The organism is Ralstonia sp. RRA, assembly GCF_037023145.1.
Lineage (GTDB): Bacteria > Pseudomonadota > Gammaproteobacteria > Burkholderiales > Burkholderiaceae > Ralstonia.
Window position 1 is genome coordinate 570,741 of record NZ_CP146091.1, and the last position, 18,916, is coordinate 589,656.

At 65.1% G+C, this 18,916-nt stretch carries 16 protein-coding genes; 9 read left to right on the forward strand and 7 right to left on the reverse strand.

What is annotated here, in order from left to right; genetic code table 11:
• Positions 1-150: 150 nt before the first annotated feature.
• Entirely contained in the window at positions 151-525 is a 375-nt protein-coding gene (locus tag V6657_RS02785) for a hypothetical protein (protein WP_048934115.1), read from the forward strand.
• A gap of 4 nt (positions 526-529) precedes the next feature.
• The gene (locus tag V6657_RS02790) at positions 530-1,351 is read left to right on the forward strand and encodes a hypothetical protein (RefSeq protein WP_048934116.1); all 822 of its coding nucleotides are present in this window, start codon (positions 530-532) and stop codon (positions 1,349-1,351) included.
• A 21-nt stretch (positions 1,352-1,372) separates the two neighbouring features.
• On the opposite strand, the gene V6657_RS02795 is transcribed toward V6657_RS02790, so the two are convergent.
• Both V6657_RS02795 and V6657_RS02800 read right to left on the reverse strand, forming a co-directional pair.
• Positions 1,373-2,125 carry a DUF1045 domain-containing protein gene (locus V6657_RS02795; RefSeq protein ID WP_048934117.1) on the reverse strand — a complete coding sequence of 251 codons (753 nt, stop codon included), beginning with the start codon at positions 2,123-2,125 and terminating at the stop codon, positions 1,373-1,375.
• A gap of 14 nt (positions 2,126-2,139) precedes the next feature.
• The gene (locus V6657_RS02800) at positions 2,140-3,315 is read right to left on the reverse strand and encodes an alpha-D-ribose 1-methylphosphonate 5-triphosphate diphosphatase (RefSeq protein WP_048934118.1); all 1,176 of its coding nucleotides are present in this window, start codon (positions 3,313-3,315) and stop codon (positions 2,140-2,142) included.
• A 198-nt stretch (positions 3,316-3,513) separates the two neighbouring features.
• Here V6657_RS02800 and V6657_RS02805 point away from each other — a divergent pair, with 198 nt between their 5' ends.
• Entirely contained in the window at positions 3,514-6,219 is a 2,706-nt protein-coding gene (locus V6657_RS02805; RefSeq protein WP_048934119.1) for an EAL domain-containing protein, read from the forward strand.
• 140 nt (positions 6,220-6,359) lie between these two features.
• On the forward strand, positions 6,360-7,772 hold the full coding sequence (locus V6657_RS02810) for a methyl-accepting chemotaxis protein (RefSeq protein WP_048934120.1): 1,413 nt from the start codon (positions 6,360-6,362) through the stop codon (positions 7,770-7,772).
• Between the two features lie 312 nt (positions 7,773-8,084).
• Here the strand turns inward: V6657_RS02810 and V6657_RS02815 are convergent, their stop codons facing one another.
• The 4 genes from V6657_RS02815 to V6657_RS02830 all read right to left on the reverse strand — a co-directional run bounded on the left by V6657_RS02815 (position 8,085) and on the right by V6657_RS02830 (position 12,367).
• Entirely contained in the window at positions 8,085-9,407 is a 1,323-nt protein-coding gene (locus tag V6657_RS02815) for an MFS transporter (protein WP_048934121.1), read from the reverse strand.
• A 154-nt stretch (positions 9,408-9,561) separates the two neighbouring features.
• On the reverse strand, positions 9,562-10,908 hold the full coding sequence (locus V6657_RS02820; RefSeq protein ID WP_048934122.1) for an amidase: 1,347 nt from the start codon (positions 10,906-10,908) through the stop codon (positions 9,562-9,564).
• 37 nt (positions 10,909-10,945) lie between these two features.
• On the reverse strand, positions 10,946-11,623 hold the full coding sequence (locus V6657_RS02825; protein ID WP_048934123.1) for a DUF2848 domain-containing protein: 678 nt from the start codon (positions 11,621-11,623) through the stop codon (positions 10,946-10,948).
• Between the two features lie 36 nt (positions 11,624-11,659).
• On the reverse strand, positions 11,660-12,367 hold the full coding sequence (locus tag V6657_RS02830) for a GntR family transcriptional regulator (protein WP_048934124.1): 708 nt from the start codon (positions 12,365-12,367) through the stop codon (positions 11,660-11,662).
• A 165-nt stretch (positions 12,368-12,532) separates the two neighbouring features.
• Here V6657_RS02830 and V6657_RS02835 point away from each other — a divergent pair, with 165 nt between their 5' ends.
• The 3 genes from V6657_RS02835 to V6657_RS02845 all read left to right on the forward strand — a co-directional run bounded on the left by V6657_RS02835 (position 12,533) and on the right by V6657_RS02845 (position 15,593).
• Positions 12,533-13,810, forward strand: a complete 1,278-nt coding sequence (locus V6657_RS02835; protein WP_048934125.1) for a flavin-dependent oxidoreductase — start codon at positions 12,533-12,535, stop codon at positions 13,808-13,810.
• A 39-nt stretch (positions 13,811-13,849) separates the two neighbouring features.
• Positions 13,850-15,007, forward strand: a complete 1,158-nt coding sequence (locus V6657_RS02840; protein WP_048934126.1) for an ABC transporter substrate-binding protein — start codon at positions 13,850-13,852, stop codon at positions 15,005-15,007.
• 73 nt (positions 15,008-15,080) lie between these two features.
• Positions 15,081-15,593: a MarR family winged helix-turn-helix transcriptional regulator gene (locus V6657_RS02845; RefSeq protein ID WP_048934187.1), complete on the forward strand. Its 513-nt coding sequence runs from the start codon at positions 15,081-15,083 to the stop codon at positions 15,591-15,593.
• A 68-nt stretch (positions 15,594-15,661) separates the two neighbouring features.
• On the opposite strand, the gene V6657_RS02850 is transcribed toward V6657_RS02845, so the two are convergent.
• On the reverse strand, positions 15,662-16,003 hold the full coding sequence (locus V6657_RS02850) for a hypothetical protein (protein WP_048934127.1): 342 nt from the start codon (positions 16,001-16,003) through the stop codon (positions 15,662-15,664).
• 341 nt (positions 16,004-16,344) lie between these two features.
• Here V6657_RS02850 and V6657_RS02855 point away from each other — a divergent pair, with 341 nt between their 5' ends.
• Positions 16,345-17,577 carry an HD-GYP domain-containing protein gene (locus V6657_RS02855; RefSeq protein ID WP_048934128.1) on the forward strand — a complete coding sequence of 411 codons (1,233 nt, stop codon included), beginning with the start codon at positions 16,345-16,347 and terminating at the stop codon, positions 17,575-17,577.
• Between the two features lie 212 nt (positions 17,578-17,789).
• Positions 17,790-18,776, forward strand: a complete 987-nt coding sequence (locus V6657_RS02860; protein WP_048934129.1) for a DUF6685 family protein — start codon at positions 17,790-17,792, stop codon at positions 18,774-18,776.
• Positions 18,777-18,916 lie beyond the last annotated feature (140 nt).

The window sequence follows — 18,916 nt, forward strand, 5'->3', positions numbered from 1 at the left end:
TTTCGCATGCGCTTGCCATAGCTTACGAGAAGGAGAGGGGGTTCCCCGACACCTTGTCACGGCCCCATTGTGATGACGGTATCGGGATACGTTCAAAATGAGGCTGCACCATGTGATCAGCCCAAACGACCCATAGGAAAGGAGCTTCAGATGCCGTACAAACGTCTCACCCTCGTGGCAGCGGTTGCTGTCGTGGCAGCCACCGCTGGCTTGGCCCACGCACAGACCGACAAGAAGTTCGATCCCTATAGCCAAGGCGCCAAGGCCGGCGACAAGTTCGACCCCTATTCGCAGGGCGCGAAAGCCGGCGACAAATTCGACCCGTATTCGCAGGGCGCCAACAAGGACGACAGCACCGCCAGCGCACTCAACCCGGGTGCCCAGCCGGCCAACGTCGAGAAGGGCAAATACGATACGTACACGCAGGGCGCCAAGGCTGGCGATAAGTTCGATCCGTACAGCCAGGGTGCTCGCCAAGGCGATGCTACCAGCCCGTACTCGAAGGATCCGAACGCCAAGCAGTAGGCCCATGCACATTGGGTTCATGAAGACGCTGATGCATCGTCAGATGCATCGGCGTTTTTCTTTATGGGTTGCTGCCATGGCGGCCTGTGCCGTGCTGCCCGCGCACGCTGCTGGCCTGTGTACCGCGTCCTGGGTGCATGACGGTAGCCGTCTGCGACTGGACGGCAATGGCAAGACGCCGATGATCGTTGAGTTCACGCTGCACGACGTCAACCGCGACATCCAGGACGGCTGCGAGATCGGCCTGCACATCTACGCCAAGTCTGGCCTTGTGGCACTCGGCGGTCGACCCATTGAGACGGAGCAGGAGCATCAGCTGCTGGTGGACGAGGCCGGCGTCGTCACGCGCGTGGTCAGCATCAACGGGCGTGTGTTTGCGCAAAGCGAGCATGCTGACCTGGTTGGCACCGTCAGCACGGCCATCTCCGGCATGTTCCTGTACGGCGCGGGTCTGGCGCCCGAGGCCGAGATGCTACCGGGCGATACGTACGAATCGAGTTTCGACTTTGATGTGGTATCGCCCCGTCTGGGGATTTCAGTGGGCCACATGCGTGCCGAGCACGCCAAGGTGGAAGTGTCCGAGCGCGAGGTGGGCCCGCCGCAGCCGATGAACACGGTGGTGGGCGTGTTGCAGTGCCGGCCGATTCGCTACACGCGCACGGCCACACTAGGCGTACTGAAGCTGGGCAATGAATCGCTCGAACCCGAGCCGACCGTCGCCCATCTGACCGATTGGTTCTGCCCGGAAGCCGGCGTGGTGATGCGTCAGGAGGTCGAACAGCACGGCCAGACGCAGGTGATCGACGTGGTCGATCTCAAACGCTGAGCATTGTTACCTGTCGCGACATCATTCAACGCTGCCGTCAAAGCGATACACGCGCGCCACGGTAAAGGGCGCCTCGGGTTCTGGCTGCGTGAACAGCGCGATGTTGTCGACGGACATGGTGGGCGGCAGGACCACGCTGCCGGCTTCCAAGGCGCGGTAGCAGGCCAGCTGTTCGGCATGGCCCAACCGACCGGTCAGCGTGATGTGGAAGGTGAACGTATCGAACACGTACGGATAGCCCCAGCGCTGCAGGTGGCGCTCCTGCGCGTCCGACAGCCCGGCCTGGCGCCGCCGCGCAAGCTCGGTGGCCGGGGCCGGGGCGCGGAAGGCGTCGAACTCACGCACGCAGGCATCGGCGAACTGGTGGAGCGCATCGCGGGCGGGATCGCCGTGGCGCAGGCGCCAGGCCAAGAACCCGCGTAGCGTTTGCAACGCTGGTTCGATCATGAATGGGGTTTGCGCCGGCGCGAACCGGCGCAGCGCCGCATCCAGGTCATCCACGGTGCATGTCTCTGCCAGGCGGAATGGCGGCTTGAAGGTCGCGTGCAGGCCGTAGTGGCGTGGGTCTGCGGTCCAGCGGTCGAGCGTGGTGAGGTCAACACGAGCGTCGCGGGCCAGCGGTTGGCGCGCATCGGCGTCGATCGGCTCGCCGTTCAGCGCGCAGCGGCCGAGCCAGCGGGTGCCCAGCGTGTACCAGGGCTCGGGCGGCAGCAGGTAGAGCGCGTATCGCCAGGCGTTGGGGAGAGCAGGCAACGGTTGCAGCGGTGCGTCCATCGGCAACAAAGCTCTCAGGCGATGAGCGGCAGATGCCCGGTGGCGTGGCGCAGGCGCCCACCCACCACGGCAGCCACCACGCGCGGCAGGCCGGGGCGGCGGTCGTCGACCACGATGGCATCGGCGCGCAGGCCGGCGGCGAATCGGCCGCGGTCGGTCAGCCCAGCCGCTTCAGCCGGGTTGGCGGCCACCAGATCCCATGCCCGCGCCAACGGTGCGACGCCGCGCTCGGCCAGCTTGAACGGCGCAGCCAGCAGGGCCGGGTAGTAGTAGTCAGATGCCAGCACCGTGCCCAGCCCGGCCGCCACCATGGCTGCGGCGTTGGGCGCGCCGTTGTGGCTGCCGCCGCGTACCACGTTGGGGGCGCCAAAGACGATGTGCCCACCGTGCGCACGCGCCGCGCGGGCCACCTCCTCGGTCAGCGGGAATTCGGTGACGGTACAGCCCTGTGCGTGGAAGGTGTTGCGCGTGGCCACGTCCGGTTCGTCGTGCGAGGCCATGCGGATGCCGTGCTGCTGCGCTGCCCGTGCCAGCACGCCGAGCACCTCGTCGAGCTTGTGCACGTTGACGGCGGCGGTGTCCAGACGCGTGCGGAAGGTGTCGACGTCGCACTCGGCGCGGTCGGCGTATTGCGCGAGCTTGCGCGCGTCGCCCAGCTTGTCGCGCATCATCGGCAGGTGGTCGTTGAACGAGAGGAAGTGCACGCGGCCCGCCGCCATCCAGGCCAGTGCATCGGCCACGCCGTCCGCGTGGTGCAACTCAAAGCGCAGGTGCATCAAGTGTTCGGCACCCAGGTGCGGGCGCATGGCTTCGAGCGTATCGAGCATGCGCAGCGCATAGGCGTGGCCGCGCAGACCGCCTTCCCAGGAGTACGTCACGCCGTGGAATTCGGTGGTGATGCCGTTGGCGAGCAACTGGCCGTCCACATCGGCCAGCGCGGTGTCGTACGGGAAGGCCACGCCCGGGCGCGGCATGACTGCGCGCTCGAAGGCATCGCCATGCAGGTCGACGATGCCGGGCAGGACCAGCAGGTCACCGCAGTCGAGCATGCCACGCGCGGGGTTGGCATCACACGCAGTGATGCGGCCGTCACGAAACTGGACGGCAGCTTCCACCAGCCCATCGGCCAGGAGCGTGCGGCGCGAAACGAGGCCGGCCAAGTGACCGACAGAGGACGAAAACGATTGCATGGCCCGTGCCTGAGAGAAAGTGTGCGCGTTTGCCGTGCTCACGCGCATCGAAGTTGTGCAGGCATTGTGCCGCAACTCATGTGCCACGCGACCTGACATCGGTCATTTGCACCACTCTGAAGTGGGGAGGACCATCCAAACACCTTAACTTTCCCGACACGATGGTCGATAGCAAGAGAAACAGGCCCCCCAGCCCCTATGGACGCCACTTCCGCAGAGCGGCCCGACCGTCCCGAACCGGACACGATCGGGGCGCGACCGCTACCGCTTGCTGACGACCGTTACGAGGCGCTCGTCCGGCAGATGCCGGATGCGCTGTACATCGTGGCGGACGACATCATCGTTTTCATCAACGAGGCGGGGGTTCGGCTGTTTGGCGCGCAGCATGCCCGCGACATCGTCGGCCGGGAGCTGGACGAGTTCGTGCATGGGGACTCGGTGCACCTTGCCCGCCAGCGCCGCGAGTGGATGGTGGTGCACGGCGCGGGCCTGCCGCCGGTGGAGCAGACTTTGCTGCGCTGCGATGGCACGCCCGTTGACGTGGAGGTGTTGTCCGCACCCGTGCAACTTGGCTGGCGCACCGCCATCCAGGTGGTCGCGCGAGACATCACCCAGCGCAAGCAGGCCGAACAGGCTCTGCGTGACTCCGAAGCCAACTACCGCGCCCTGGCCGCAGAGACGGCGCGTGCCAAGGAATTGTTGCGCTGCGAAAAGACCGTGCTCGAACTGAGTTCGCGCAACGTGCCGCTGCCTGACCTGCTGGCCGAGGTATGTCGGCTGGTGGAGGCGTTGCTCGACGACGGTGCGATGTGTTCTGTCCTGCTGAGTGGCGACGGCGAACATGTCACGCAGGCCGTGGCGCCGTCGCTGCCGTTCATGCTCTCGCAAGTGCTGATCGGGCTGGCGATCGGGCCCGCGCACGGTTCGTGCGGCACGGCCATGTTCCTCAACAAGCGCGTGGTGGTGGAAGACATCGACACCGACCCGCTGTGGGATGAGTACCGCGACATCGTCCAGCCGCTCGGATTGCGCGCCTGCTGGTCCACCCCCATCCGCGGCGACAACGCGCAGATGATCGGCGCGATGGGCATCTACTACGACACGCCGCGCGCGCCCACGCACGACGCGATGGGTTTGCTCGACGGCATTACCGACATCGTCGGCGTGGCGATCCAGAAGGCGCATATCGCGCGTGAGTTGCAGGAAAGCGAAGAGCGCTACCGCCTGGCCGTCGATAACCTGACCGAAGGCATCGTCGTACAGGCGGCCGACGGCACCATCCTTGCGTGCAACCCGAGCGCGCGGCGCATCCTGCGGGCGGGCAATGTGTCGCCGGTCGGCACCAGCCACCTTGCGCTGATGCGCCGGTCCTTGCGCGAAGACGGCAGCGAGATCCCCCTCAACGAACGGCCCACGCACGTGGTGCTGAGCACCGGCCGCCCGCTGCTGGGCCTGACCATTGGCCTGGAACTGGTGGACGGCGATGTGGTGTGGGTGCATGAAAACGTGCTGCCCATCGCACGCCCCGGCGACGATGCACCCACCGCCGTGCTTATCTCGTTCAACGACATCGGCCCGGCACGTCAGGCTCAGCAACAACTCAAATTCCTGGCGCAGAGTGATGCGCTCACCGGCCTGTACAACCGCGCCTATTTTTCGCAGCGCATGCAGGCCGTGCTGGACGAGGCGGCCAGCGATGGCCGTCAGGTGGCTGTGTTGTTTCTGGATCTGGACGGCTTCAAGAAGGTCAACGACACCGCCGGCCACGAAGCGGGCGACCACCTGCTGCGCATCGTCGCGCAGCGGTTGTCGGGCTGCGTGCGCCAGAGCGATACGCTGGCGCGCCTGGGGGGCGACGAGTTTGTCGTGCTGCTCGACAACGTGCGCTCGCTGGGCGAGGCGGAGCGGCTGGCCCAGCGCATCGTCGAGGCCATCGCGCAGCCGTTCTCCACCAGCGGCACGGAGTACTACCTGGGCGCGTCGATCGGCATTGCGGTGTATCCCGAGCATGGCAGCGATGCCGCCACGCTGCTGCGCTGCGCCGATGCCGCCATGTACAACGCCAAGCAGAATGGGCGCAACCAGCATCGCGTGTACACCGCGCGGCTGTCGCAGCGGGCGCAGCGGCGCTTTCAGCTTGAGTACCACCTGCGCCGCGCACTGGCGGCTGAAGAGTTGTCGCTGCGTTTCCAGCCCATCGTCGATGCAACGTCGATGGAGATCGTCGGCGCAGAAGTGCTGTTGCGCTGGCACAGCACGGAGTTGGGCGAGGTGTCGCCTGCCGAGTTCATTCCCGTGGCCGAGGACGCTGGGCTCATCGGTGTGATTGGCGAGTGGGTGCTGGCGCAGGCATGCCACCAGGCCGCGCACTGGCGGGCCACCTGCATGCCGAATTTCTTCGTGGCCGTGAACCTGTCGCCGCGCCAGTTTGGCGAGGGGCTGGTGCCGACCATCTCGCGGTGCCTGACCGAAGCCGGCCTGCCCGCGTGTGCACTGGAGATGGAGATCACCGAAGGTTTGCTCATGCGCGACACCGCCGCCGTGATGCCTGTGCTCGATGCGCTCACGGCGCTGGGCATCCGCATCTCGATCGACGATTTCGGCACGGGGTATTCCTCGCTGTCGTATCTGCAGCGCTTCCCGATCGATAACCTGAAGGTGGACCGCTCGTTCGTCTCGGGCATTCCGCGCCACCGCGATTCGGTGGTGATTTCGCGCGCCATCGTGGCGATGGCGGCGTCGCTGGACATGACCGTCACCGCCGAGGGCGTCGAGACGCTGGAGCAGGCCGAGTTCCTGCAAGCCGCCGGCTGCGACAAGCTGCAGGGCTTCCTGTTTGGCCCGCCCATGACGGCGGCTGCCTACGAGGCGCGCCTGCGCCGCAGCCGTGCTGCGCAGGCATGATCCAGCCGTAATGCCGGCGTAAGTCTGGGCGAGTAGCGTTTCTCAAGCGCGCATCCGCCCGCGCCGATATGCCCCATAGAGGGTTGCTCCGCCACCGTTGCGAGGGCGCACAAAACAACGACACTTGGAGACCACCGCACGTGAAGCCATTCGCCTGGGGCCGCGGCCCCAAAGCCTCTTCCGAACTGATTGCCCGCATTGCCGAAGAGGCCGGCCGCGTGGGCATGGGCATCTGCGAGGTGTCCGGCAACGTGGAGGACGTGGCTGGGCGCCTGCGTCGCCAGGCCGATGTGTTCGATCAACTGCGCAGCGCTGCCGACGCCGCCATGCGCGGCAACCACGACATTGCCGTGGCCGCGCGCCACGCACGTGAAGTGGCGTCGCACGCCAGCGAAGAGGTGCGTGATTCACGCGCCACGGTGGATGCCTCGTTGCGCGATATCCGCGAACTGGCGATCGGCGTGGCCAGCATGGAGCAGCAGATTGCTGCGCTGCGCGACGCGCTGGTGCAGGTGGCGCAGGCGTCTGAACAGATTTCGCAGATTGCCAAGCAGACGAACCTGCTGGCCATCAATGCCGCCATCGAGGCGGCGCGTGCAGGGGAATCCGGTCGCAGCTTTGCCGTGGTGGCAGGCGCAGTCAAGCAGCTGGCCGGCCAGACGGCAGAGGCCACGCAACGTATCGAGACCACGCTGGCGGATTTGTCCGGCCAGACCGACAAGCTGATCGGTGACAGCAGCACCAACGTGGCACGTGCACAGCGTGTGGATGCCGGCACGCAGGCCATTGGTGCGGTGATCGGTGTTGCTGGCGAGGCCATCGCACGTTTTGATGCTGAGGCCACCAGCATTGCCGATTCCACCGCCGCCATTGAAGACGAGTGCGCTTCGCTTGCCCACGAGGTGGAGGCCATGGCCGAGGGTGTCCGGCAATCGAGCCAGAACATCGACAACGCGCGGCAGCAGCTTTCCGGCCTGCTGGCGGTATCGGAAACGTTGATCCGCCACACGGCCGCCACCGGTGTGCAGAGTGCCGATACGCCGTTTATTGATGCCGTGCAGGCGACGGCGCGCAAGGTCGGTGCGCTGTTCGAGTCGGCCGTCGCGCGTGGCGACATCAGTGAGGGCGATTTGTTCGACCACGCGTATCAGCCCGTCGCCAATACCGACCCGCCGCAGCATCTGACGCGCTTCACGGCGTTTACGGATCGCGTGTTGCCTGCGCTGCAGGAGCCGCTGCTGGGGCTCGACCCGCGGGTGGTGTTTTGCGCGGCGGTGGACGCTAACGGCTATCTGCCGACGCACAACCTGAAGTTCTCGCAGCCGCAGGGCAGTGATCCAGTGTGGAACGCGGCCAACAGCCGTAACCGGCGGGTGTTTGCCGATCGCACGGGGTTGGGGGCGGCACGCAATACAGAGGCGTTCTTATTGCAGACGTATCGGCGCGATATGGGGAACGGCGCGTTTGTGATGATGAAGGATGTGTCGGCGCCGATCTATGTGAACGGGCGGCACTGGGGTGGGTTGAGGATTGGGTACAAGGTGGCGGGGTAGCGGGCTTGTGCTGCGATTCGCTGGCGATTGATGCTGGTGGTGCATCCTGCGTTTCGTCCCCTGCCGGGGCCGACTCACTTTCTCTGTCTTGCCAGAGAAAGTAAGCAAAGAGAGGCGCGCCCGAGATGGCGACCCATCCCTTGAATTTCCGTAACCGGGCGGAGGCGGGGAAAACTCGCTTCGCTCAGACAGTTCCCCGCCCTTTTTCCGCCCGCTTACGAAAATTCAAGGCGCCATCAAGGGCAGGAACGTCAAAGGCCAAACCATCGCGGCGCATGGGTTGGCGCCACGATGGTTTCCCTGGCGGTTTGCTCAGTGTTTGCGCGTGCCTACGATGACCAGCACTGCGGCGCCTAGCTCCAGCACGGCTACGAAGTACAGGCCAGCCGACAGGTGGCCTGTGCTCGTCTTCAGCCAGCCGATCATGTACGGGGCGACGAAGCCGGCCAGGTTGCCGATCGAGTTGATGAGTGCGATGCCGCCTGCGGCTGCGGTGCCGGCCAGGAACACGGCCGGAATCGACCAGAACACCGGGAATGCCGCCAGGATGCCGATGGCTGCCACGGTGAGCGCAACCAGCGCCAGCACCGGTGTACCCAGCGTTGCGCCCGTCGCGATCAGGCCTGCGCTGGCGATGATGGCGGCGATGGCGCAATGCATGCGGCGTTCACCTGTGCGGTCTGAATGCATGCCGTTCCACACCATCGCGATCGTGCCGGCGATGAATGGAATGGCGCTGATCAGCCCGATGTGGAAGTTGCCCTGTACACCCAGCTCCTTGATGATCGACGGCGTCCAGAACGCGATGGTGGCGTTGCCGCTGACCACGCAGAAGTAGATTGCCGCGCAGATCCACACACGGGCGTTGGACAGTGCCGCGCCAAACGACACGTGCTTGGCCGGATCGCGGTTTTCTGCGTCGATGGAGCGGACGACGGCTTCCTGCTCCGCAGCGGAAAGCCACTTGGCCTGGCGCGGCGTCTCCGGCAGCCAGGCCAGTACGGCAAAGCCAGCCAGCACCGAAGGAATGCCTTCCAGCAGGAACAACCACTGCCAGTTGGCGAGGTGGCCCACGCCTTCCATGGTGCTCATGATGAAGCCAGCAACCGGGCCGCCCACCACGCCCGCAATCGCAAACGAAGTCATGAACAGGCCGTTGATGCGCGCACGGTAGGCCGACGGAAACCAGTACGTCAGATACAGCACCACGCCCGGGAAGAAGCCGGCTTCAAAAATGCCCAGCAGGAAGCGCAGCGCATAGAACGAGGCCGGTGTTTTCACATAGATCATCGCCATCGAGGCCAGGCCCCAGAGGATGGTGATGCGCGCCAGCGTTTTGCGTGCGCCGATCTTCTCGAGCAACAGGTTGCTCGGCACTTCAAACAGGAAGTAGCCGATGAAGAAGATGCCGGCACCCAGGCCGTACACCGCTTCGCTGAACTGCAGGTCTTGCAGCATCGACAGCTTGGCAAAGCCGACATTCACCCGGTCGATCCAAGCGAGGATGAACAGGAAGACCAGGAACGGCACCAGTCGCCATGTGATGCGGCGATATGTGGCGTCCAGCGCGGTGCCGTGGGGTGGGCTGCTGGCCGGGTCCGTGCGGTCAGCCGGCAGGGCTTGGGTTTGCGACATGGTTTCCTCCAATAGCGTGCAAGGGCGTCTGCGCTTCGTTGTCAAAACGCAGGCATGAGTGGGGCCGGACGCGTCTGTAGCGCGCCTTGTCTTCGTGGCTTAGAGAACCGCCCGCGTGGCCCGGACGCTGGCGGGGAATGTTCCGTCTAGTCGATCAACGCAGCGCAGCCTCCACCGCCCGGCTGACGCGCAGGATGCGTGCATCGTCATTGGCGAGACCGCACAGCGACAGGCCGACCGGCAGTTCGCCGGAGGCGTGGATGGGCAGCGTCAGTGCGCAGCCGTCCAGGAAGTTGATGACGCTCGGGTTGCGCAGCGTCAGTGCATTGGTGCGGAAGAACTGGGCGTCATCGGCTTCGAGCGGTGCCACTTCCGGCGGCACGATGGCCACCGTCGGCATCAGCCAAGCGTCGAAGTTGCCCAAGCGCTTGCGTGCCATGGCGATCATGCGGGCGCGTGCGTCCAGCACGTCGATGTAGGCGGCGGCGCCCATCTGCTCACCACGGCGGATGCGTGCGGCGACGCGCTGGTCGTACTGCGCCTCGGCACGTGCCAGTACCGGGCGATGCCATGCCCAGGCTTCAGCCGCCGTGAGGCCGCCACCGCCGTTGATCTCTGGCAGTTGCAGCAGTTCGGGAAAGTCGAAACGCACGATATGCGCGCCTGCACGTTCGAGGCGTTCTACGGCGCGGTTGAATGCGTTGGCGACGACGTCGTCGAGATCCGCACCCACGTAGTCCTGCGTGATGCCAAAGCGCAGGCCGGCCAGCGGTACTGCGTCAGTGTCGAGCGATTCACCACTGAGAATGGCGTCGACGATCGCGCAGCAATCCACCGAGTTGGCCAGCGGCCCACCCGAATCGAGCGAGGTGGACAGCGGCACGCCGCCCGTCATCGGTACGCGGCGCGCGGTGGGTTTGAAGCCGGTCAGGTTGCAGAAGGCGGACGGAATACGGATCGAGCCGCCTGTGTCGGTGCCCAGGGCCGCCACGGCCATGCCGCCTGCCACCGTGACGGCGCCACCGGAGGTGGAGCCACCCGCTGCACGCGTGCCGTCTGCCGGCGTACGTGGCGTGCCGTAGTGCGGGTTCAGGCCCAGGCCCGAGAACGCGAATTCGCTCATGTTGGTGCGGCCGAGCAGTACCGCGCCGGCTGCACGCAGGCGTGCCACGGCTGCAGCATCCGCAGTGGCTGCGGGTTGGTGGGCCAGCGCGCGCGAGCCCGCGGCCGTGACTTGGCCCGCCACGTCAAACAGATCCTTGATCGATACCGGCAGCCCCGCCAGCAGCGACGGCACATTGCCTGCCGCGCGTGCGGCATCGGCGGCACGTGCCATGGCCAGCGCGGCTTGCACATCGATGCTCACATAGGCGGCACCACCGGCCGCGCGATGCGCTTTGGCGTGCTCCAGGGCGGCTTCCGTGAGCGCGATGCTAGTGGTGCGGCCGCTGGCGAGTTCGGCAGCCAGGGTGCGGATCATGTTGGGGCGAGGCGTCATCATGCAGAGGTCTCCGATGGTTCCGATGAGGTGGGGCGCTTCAGCCTTCAACAGGCAGCGTGTCGACAGCATAGCGATGACGCAGCTCGCTGCCCGACACCGGGTCGATCAGGGCCATATCGAACGCTTCGCCAAAACCGAGTTCGCCGATGATGGGCTGCGTGCCGCAGAACATGGCGGTGCCTACCGGTAGCGTGTCCACGCCGGTGTAGCGGCGGATCAAGTCGCGCGGGTCGAGCATGCGCGTGACGCTGCCCTCCTGATACAGCGCGGTCTGGCCGTTGCGGGTGCGCCAGGTCTTCATCTGCAGGCTGTCCCAGTGGTCAGCCAGCGTTTCAAAGCGCCACACGTCGCGGCTCACGGGCTTGGCGCACATCTGCTTGGAGACGGTCACGCCATAGGCTTCGACCTTGCGGTCTGTGTGGTCCGAGCCGATGCCGACCAGCAAGCCCATCGGCGTGGAATACAGCACGAACTCCGCTTCGCCCGACGAATCGGCACCGGGAATTTCCACGCGCGCATCGGTGGTCAGCAGCGAATGCGACACGCGATAGAAGCACGGCACACGCGCCGGGCGCGCCACGCCAATCGCTTCGAGTTCGGCGATGTGGTGTTCAACAGCGTCAGCATCGCGGCCGGTCCAGCCGGCAATGACGAGGTGGTCGACGGTCACGTCGATGGGGCCGTGGCCGATCAGGTTCAGGTGCAGGGTGGTCATGCGGTATACGGGAAAAAGCGACAGGGGGGAGGGCGTTCAAAGCGTGCGGATGATCGTGCGGCGGAACTCGTCGATATGCTCGCGGATGGCCTCGCGCGCGGCGGGCACGTCGCGGCGTTCCAGCGCATCGAGCACGGCGAGGTGCTCGTCGTACACGTTCTGCAGGTGTTGCGGCTCCGACAGCGAGAGGAACCAGAAGCGCGCCTGCTTCTCGTGCAGGCCGCGCAGCAGTTCGGCCAGCACGCGGTTGCGCGAGGCGGCGGAGATGGCGAGGTGGAACTTGAGATCCAGCGCGGCCAGCGCGGCAATGTCGCGGTGCTCGATCAGCGCGGGCGACGCATCGACGATGGCGCGCATGGCTTCGAAGTCGGCTGGGTGGGCGCGCTCGGCGGCCAGCGTCACGCAGAGGATCTCGTTGGTGGCGCGCACCTCGATCATGTCGAGCACGTCGTTGAGCGACAGCGGGGTCACCAGCACGCCCTTGCGCGGCAGGATCTGCACCAGGCCTTCCACTTCCAGGCGATGCAGGGCCTGGTGGATCGGGGTGCGGCCCAGACCCAGCAGCACGCCCAACTGCGCTTCGTTGAGCGGCTCGCCGGGGCGGAATTCGCACGCCATGATGCGGCGCTTGATCTCGCCGTAGGCAAGCTCGCGCAGGGCAGCGCCCTTGGGGGCGTGCGTGGCGGGTTCGGCGGCGAACGGCACGGGCGCTTCAGCGGTAACAAGCTTGATCGGACGCGACATGAGACGGTCTTGTGTTTCGTAAAAGTCGAGTGATGGTATTGTGATATATCACTGAGCGTCAAGGCATCCACACGCCACATTGGGCCTAGGGATTGCCCTGATCCGGCGCGCTCTGGTTGTCTTCGATATTCGTTATAGACTGCAACAAATTTCACGGAGACAGCCATGAAGATCGCCATCATCGGCGCGGGCATCGGCGGGCTCACGCTCGCGTTGATGGCCGAGCGCCAGGGCTTCGAGGTCGAGGTGTGGGAGGCGGTGCAGACGCTGCGTCCGCTGGGCGTAGGCATCAACCTGCTGCCGCACGCAGCGCGCCAGTTGTGTGAACTGGGGCTTGAGGACACGCTGAGTGCGTTGGCGATCCGCACCTCCGCGCTGGCTTACTACAACCGCTACGGTCAGCCGATCTGGCACGAGCCGCGTGGGCTGGCGGCGGGTTACGACTGGCCGCAGTTCTCCATCCATCGCGGCGAGTTTCAGATGGCACTGGCCGATGCCGTGGCCGAACGGCTCGGACCCGATTGCATCCGGCTGGGTCACAGCTTTGATGCCATCCAATCGACGGGCGAGGGTGGTGGCCCCGTGCGCTTCACGCTGCGTGACCGCGCCAACGACGCGCTCGTCGAATCGTCTGCCGACGTGCTGATCGGTGCGGACGGCATCCACTCCGCCGTACGCCGTCAGTTCTATTCGAGCGGCGATGCGCCGCGCTTTGCGGGCCGCATGCTCTGGCGTGCCATCACGGAAGCCACGCCGTATCTCGACGGCCGCACCATGTTCATGGCCGGTCATCAGGACCAGAAATTCGTCGCCTACCCGATCTCTGAGCCGCTGCGGCAGCAGGGCCGCTCGCTCATCAACTGGATTGCCGAGCTGCGCGTGCCCGACGAAGCGCCGCCGCGCAGTGACTGGAACCGCGAGGTCGATCGCGCCATCTTCCGCAGCGCCTTTGCCGACTGGAAATGGGATTGGATCGACATTCCCGCACTCATCGACGGCGCGCAGGCGGTGTATGAATTTCCGCTGGTTGACAAGGACCCGCTGCCGCGCTGGACCTTCGGTCGTGTCACGCTGCTGGGCGATGCCGCGCATCCGATGTATCCGATCGGCTCGAACGGCAGTGCGCAGGCGATTCTCGATGCGCGTGCACTGGTCGATTGCCTGCTCGCCACGCGCGACACCGGCATCGCCCTGCGTGAGTACGAGGCCGACCGCCTGCCGCGCACCGCTGGTATCGTGCTGCGCAATCGGCTCAACGGCCCCGAGCAGGTCATGCAGCTCGCGCACGAACGCGCACCGCAAGGCTTCGCCGATATCGATGGCGTGATTCCGCGCGCCGAACTGGAAGGGATTGCGATGCGCTATAAAAAGCTGGCCGGCTTCGATCCGCAATCGCTGCGTGACCAACCGCCGATGCCGGAACGCACGCGCGTACCCGCCTGAACCACTACCGCCGGAAAACCAGAAGAGGAGAGGAGACCCATGATCATCCGCCACACCATCTGCGCCGCTGCCGCGCTCTTGCTCGTGACTGCCGCCCATGCCGAGATCGTTGTTGGCGTGAGCCTGTCGACCACCGGGCCGTCGGCGTCGCTCGGCATCACGCAGAAGAACTCGTTGACGTTCTATCCGGACACCATCGGTGGCGAGAAGCTGCGCTTGGTGCTGGTGGATGACGCCTCCGACCCGAGCACTGGCGCACGCATGGCGCGCAAGCTGGTGACGGAAGACCACGTGGACCTGATTGTCGGGTCGTCCGCCGTGGCGCCGTCGATTGCGATTGCCGAAGTCGCCACCGAATCCCAGACGCCGCAGTTGTCGCTCGCCCCCGTGGAGCTGAAGCCCGGCAAGGGCGACTGGACCTATCGCCTGGCGCAGCCGATTTCGCTGATGGCCGAGGCGATTGCCGCGCGCATGGCGTCGAGCGGCGTCAAGACCGTCGGCTTCATCGGTTTTGCCGATGCGTACGGCGAGAGCTGGCTGAAGGATTTCACGGCCGCTGCCACGCCGCGCGGCCTGAAGGTGGTGGATGTGGAGCGCTACGCGCGCGCCGATACCAACGTGACGGGGCAGGTCGCCAAGCTGATCAGCTTCAAGCCCGACGCCGTTCTCGTGGCGGGGGCAGGCACGGGCGCCGCGTTGCCGCACACCTCGCTGCGCGATCGTGGTTATGCCGGGCCGATCTACCAGACGCATGGCGCGGCCACCAAGGACCTGATCCGCATCGGCGGCAAGGCCGTCGACGGGGCCATTCTGCCGGCCGGCCCGGTGATTGTGGCCGAGCAGTTGCCTGACAGCCATCCGAGCAAGAAGACTGCGCTCGAGTATGTGACGCGCTACGAAAAGACCTACGGGCCCGATTCACGCACGCAGTTCGGTGCCCACACGTGGGATGCGCTGCAGGTGCTTCAGCGCATCGTGCCGGTGGCGCTCAAGACGGCCAAACCGGGCACGCCGGAGTTCCGTCGCGCGCTCAAGCATGCGCTGGAGACTGAGCACGACATCGTCGTCTCGCACGGCGTGCTGAACTACACGGCGGCTGACCATTTTGGCTTTGACGCGCGCGGCCGCGTGCTGCTGACCGTGGATCACGGCAAGTGGAAGCTGCTGCCCGCCGATCAAGTTGTCGTGAAGAACTGAAGTTCTTCTCAGTTCATGGCTGACGGGCACGCGGCCGACGATAATCGACGGATTCCTTATGCCTGACGCCACCATGCCGCGCCACCCCAAAGCCGACGACTTGTACCCCGCCGTTGCTGAATCCGGTCACTTCAATCCGCATATCGCGGACGTAGAGTACGGCGCGCTCGACGGGCTGATCGGCTACGCGGTGCGGCGTGCGCAGCTGCATATCTACGAAGATTTTGTGCGCTCGCTGCAGGCGTGGAACATCACGCCGCCGCGCTTCTCGGCCATGACCGTGATCGCGCACAACCCCAACCTCAAGCTGACCGAGCTGGCCAATATCCTGGGCGTGGCGCGCTCCGGAGCGGTGCTGCTGGTCGACACGCTGGAAGACATGGGCTTGGTCGAGCGGCAGCCTTCGCCGACGGACCGGCGCGCTTTCCGGCTGGTGCTGACGGCCAAGGGCGCCACCACGCTCGACGAGATCACGCGTGCGGTCACCGCACACGATGCCCGCGTGACCGCCCATCTGTCCGGTGAGGAGAAGCAGCGCCTGCTGGCATTGCTCAACAAGTTGGCATCGGGGCCGGACAGCGATTGAACGCGCTTGAATGAAAACGGCCCGGGGTTTGAACCGACTCCGGGCCGCAACATCGTCTTTGGGTTGGCTTAGCGCTTGTCCGCGTCGATGGCCTTTTGCCAGAGGTCTTTGTCGGGCGGGTAGAGCGAATCGAAGTGTTCGCGCAGCGTGCAGATCTCCTGCACGATTTCGAACGGAAAGCCCTGGCGACCACCGCGGTCATCAATCTGCAGGCTGTCGAGGTAGCGCCGGCAGCCGATGAAGTCGACCCATTTGGCGGCGATGGTGTTGATGATGCGCGGGAATTTGCGGCCGAGCTCGATCGGCCGGACATCTTCCGGCAAGGATGCAAGCCAGCGGATGGCATCGCGGTTGAGCGCGAAGTCATCGGGTTTTGCTTCTTTGCGATGGGACGTGGGATCGTGAGTCATGTCGGATGCACTTCCATGGGGCTTAGTGTACGCCGCCGTCGACCCGGTCGGCAGCCCGACGGGCGTGGGTCTTGACGCACCACCTGTTTGATTCGACCGCTGCGGCCGCCGACGTTCCCCCGGGTGTTCCCGGTTCAAGGCGCGCTACGCGCCGCCTGATCCACTTCTACCCTCAAGTTTTGTACAGGGCTGCCGATAAGCCAAGCGCGGTTTGGTTCATTGGTGGCCCCGAGCATCCACCTGGGTCTTAGACCCGAATGGCCAAAACGGCGTCAGTGTCGGCTGACGTGCCGCACCCCTATTTCAATCAAAACCGGACTTCGAGCCGAGGCGGGCAGGGTATGAAGCGAATCGATGCGAACCAATTGCGTGTCGGTATGTTTGTGATGAAGCTGGGCGGGTCCTGGCTGAAACATCCGTTCTGGCGTACGCAGTTCCAGTTGTCGCACCAGGGTCAGATCGACGACATCCTGAAGGCGGGTATCACCGAGATCTGGATCGACCCAGAGCGCGGCGAGGACGTTGTTGCGCAGGGCCTGATGCCCAAGCCGGCACCTGCTGGGGTGTCCACTTCGGCGCCCGAGCCCGAACCGCTTACGCGCGAGACCGTGGCCGCTCGCCCGCCGATCACGCCTACGTCGCTTAAGGAAGAGTGGCAGCACGCCCAGAAGCTGATGCAGAACGGCAAGGCGACGCTCGGCCACATGTTTGCCGAAGCCCGCATGGGCAGGGCGCTTGAGACCGAGAAGGCGCTGCTGCTGGTGGACGATGTGTCCAACTCGCTGGCGCGCAACTCCTATGCGCTGATTGCGCTGGCGCGCCTGAAGAACAAGGACGACTACACGTACCTGCACTCGTTTGCGGTCTGCGCGCTGATGGTGGCGCTGGCCCGCACGCTGGGCTTGCCGGAAGACGAGATCCGCGAATGCGGCCTGGGCGGGCTGGTGCACGACATCGGCAAATCGGCCATGCCGCGTACGCTGCTCGACAAGAGCACCGCGCTCACCAAGGATGAACTGGCACTGCTGCAGACCCACGCAGTGGGCGGCCATCACCTGCTGCAGGGCACGGGCCAGTTCAGCGAGATCGCGCGTGAAATCTGCCTGCACCATCACGAGCGCATTGACGGCAGCGGCTATCCCGATGCTCAGAAAGCCGAAGGGATCAGCCTGTGGGCCAAGATGGGCGCCATCTGCGACGTGTATGACACGCTGACATCGAGCAGCCCGTACCACCATGCGTGGTCGCCGGCGCAGGCGCTCAAGTACATGATGGCCCGCACCGACACACAGTTCGATCGCACCGTGTTCCAGGCCTTCACGCGCAGCGTGGGCATCTATCCGGTCGGTACGCTGGTCAAGCTGCGCACCAATCGCTTGGGCGTGGTGGTCAACCAGAACGACGCGTCGGCCCTCAAGCCAGACATCGTGGTGTTCTATTCCGGCAATACCAAAACCCGCGTGCGCCCCGAGCGCATCAGCCTGGGCAAGTCGGACGATTCCATCGTGACCGTGGAAGACGCTGCCACCTGGGGTTTGTCGGACGAGGAAGTCTCCGACATGTGCCTGGTTTGAACGCAAGCGCCGCCGATGTGCGGCGCTGTTCATTTGGCAAGCCCCTTCAATTTTTGTGTCTTTTTCTTAACACGGACTTCAATAAACTTCATGTCATACCCCTCTAAAGTGGGGTACCGTTGAGTCGTTGATTTTTACGTTGTTGACTGATTGCCATCAAGAGCAACGGCAGCAACCTCTCAAATAAACGATTCGGTCTTCCGGGGGGTGACATGAACGTTTCCAACATGCTGCATGCGGTCTCGGACTGGGCAATCCGGTCGCGAGCCTTCAATGTCACACAATCGGTTGCGCACCATCGTACCGAGAGCGATGCACTGTCGCACTGGAAGCTCGATATCTGGCACAAGAGCGTGCCGTTCCTGTTCGAGGGTGGCTTGGCCGAGCCCGCGCATCAGCTGTTTCCCAGGCATCTGGCACATGCCGATTGGGTGGACGATCTCCACCACCATCTGAGTCAGTTGGTGGGCGTGCGCCGTGAGCATTGCCAGATCGACATCCGTGCGGTGACGGGGTTGGCACAGTCGCCGTGCTCGGTGCACTCATTCCCGAGCATGCTGGTGTTTGCGCACCAGCATTGCCGCCGCATTCCGCACAGCACCGATGCGGACTTTGCCGCGAACCAGCGCCATGTGTTCCGTTATGCAGACCAGACCAACGTGTTCCGCGCCTATGACTTTGCGGGCGGCGAACTCTTCTTCATGAACGAGTGGGGCGCACACCATTTTGCTGCGTTGGCGCTGCAGGCACGCACGCAGAATCGCGTGTTGCTGGTGGATGCCGAGGTACGCCATGCGCGCTCTGCGCTGGGGCTGCGTCGGCTGCTGGATGGCTTCCACGTGATTGCCGCCCGCCGCCAGGGGCAGCAGCGTTATGGCACGCGCTTGTCGGAAGCGCTCACCAGTCATCAGGTGCCGCATCGCTGGATGCATGGCCGCCGTGAGACCGAGGGCTTTGAACTGTGCTTCCTGCCCAAGTCCGACCGCTTTGCCAACTGCGTGGGTGAGCAGCTCGTGCGAGACGGCTGGTTTGACTACGGTGCCTGGCTGGCCAACTTGCACGATGCCACGGAAGTGGGCGCGCCGGCCCAGCGTGCCGAGGTCGCCCGCAAGGCCCGCCCGAACTGGAAGCGTGTGCCCGTGCCGAGCCTGGGCGTGCAGACGGGCTTCGGGCCAGGTTTCGCGCACACGCGGCTGTAATACGAAGGCGGTAGGGTGGCGGGCGGTTTTCCCTGCCGCCTCCCTCCACCCGACGGATTGCCGAATCGGGCGGCCGGTGTCAGAATTCGCAACTTAGTTGCATTGGGCGTTCAGTCACCTGAAAGATTGCGCGCCTGCAT

Bases quoted from the DNA above. Each gene is read 5' to 3' on its own strand.
- V6657_RS02795 (WP_048934117.1), bottom strand. From the start codon at position 2,125: ATGGACGCACCGCTGCAACCGTTGCCTGCTCTCCCCAACGCCTGGCGA.
- V6657_RS02790 (WP_048934116.1), top strand. From the start codon at position 530: ATGCACATTGGGTTCATGAAGACGCTGATGCATCGTCAGATGCATCGG.
- V6657_RS02785 (WP_048934115.1), top strand. From the start codon at position 151: ATGCCGTACAAACGTCTCACCCTCGTGGCAGCGGTTGCTGTCGTGGCA.
- V6657_RS02850 (WP_048934127.1), bottom strand. From the start codon at position 16,003: ATGACTCACGATCCCACGTCCCATCGCAAAGAAGCAAAACCCGATGAC.
- V6657_RS02830 (WP_048934124.1), bottom strand. From the start codon at position 12,367: ATGTCGCGTCCGATCAAGCTTGTTACCGCTGAAGCGCCCGTGCCGTTC.
- V6657_RS02860 (WP_048934129.1), top strand. From the start codon at position 17,790: ATGAACGTTTCCAACATGCTGCATGCGGTCTCGGACTGGGCAATCCGG.
- V6657_RS02845 (WP_048934187.1), top strand. From the start codon at position 15,081: ATGCCGCGCCACCCCAAAGCCGACGACTTGTACCCCGCCGTTGCTGAA.
- V6657_RS02805 (WP_048934119.1), top strand. From the start codon at position 3,514: ATGGACGCCACTTCCGCAGAGCGGCCCGACCGTCCCGAACCGGACACG.
- V6657_RS02825 (WP_048934123.1), bottom strand. From the start codon at position 11,623: ATGACCACCCTGCACCTGAACCTGATCGGCCACGGCCCCATCGACGTG.
- V6657_RS02815 (WP_048934121.1), bottom strand. From the start codon at position 9,407: ATGTCGCAAACCCAAGCCCTGCCGGCTGACCGCACGGACCCGGCCAGC.
- V6657_RS02800 (WP_048934118.1), bottom strand. From the start codon at position 3,315: ATGCAATCGTTTTCGTCCTCTGTCGGTCACTTGGCCGGCCTCGTTTCG.
- V6657_RS02835 (WP_048934125.1), top strand. From the start codon at position 12,533: ATGAAGATCGCCATCATCGGCGCGGGCATCGGCGGGCTCACGCTCGCG.
- V6657_RS02820 (WP_048934122.1), bottom strand. From the start codon at position 10,908: ATGATGACGCCTCGCCCCAACATGATCCGCACCCTGGCTGCCGAACTC.
- V6657_RS02840 (WP_048934126.1), top strand. From the start codon at position 13,850: ATGATCATCCGCCACACCATCTGCGCCGCTGCCGCGCTCTTGCTCGTG.
- V6657_RS02855 (WP_048934128.1), top strand. From the start codon at position 16,345: ATGAAGCGAATCGATGCGAACCAATTGCGTGTCGGTATGTTTGTGATG.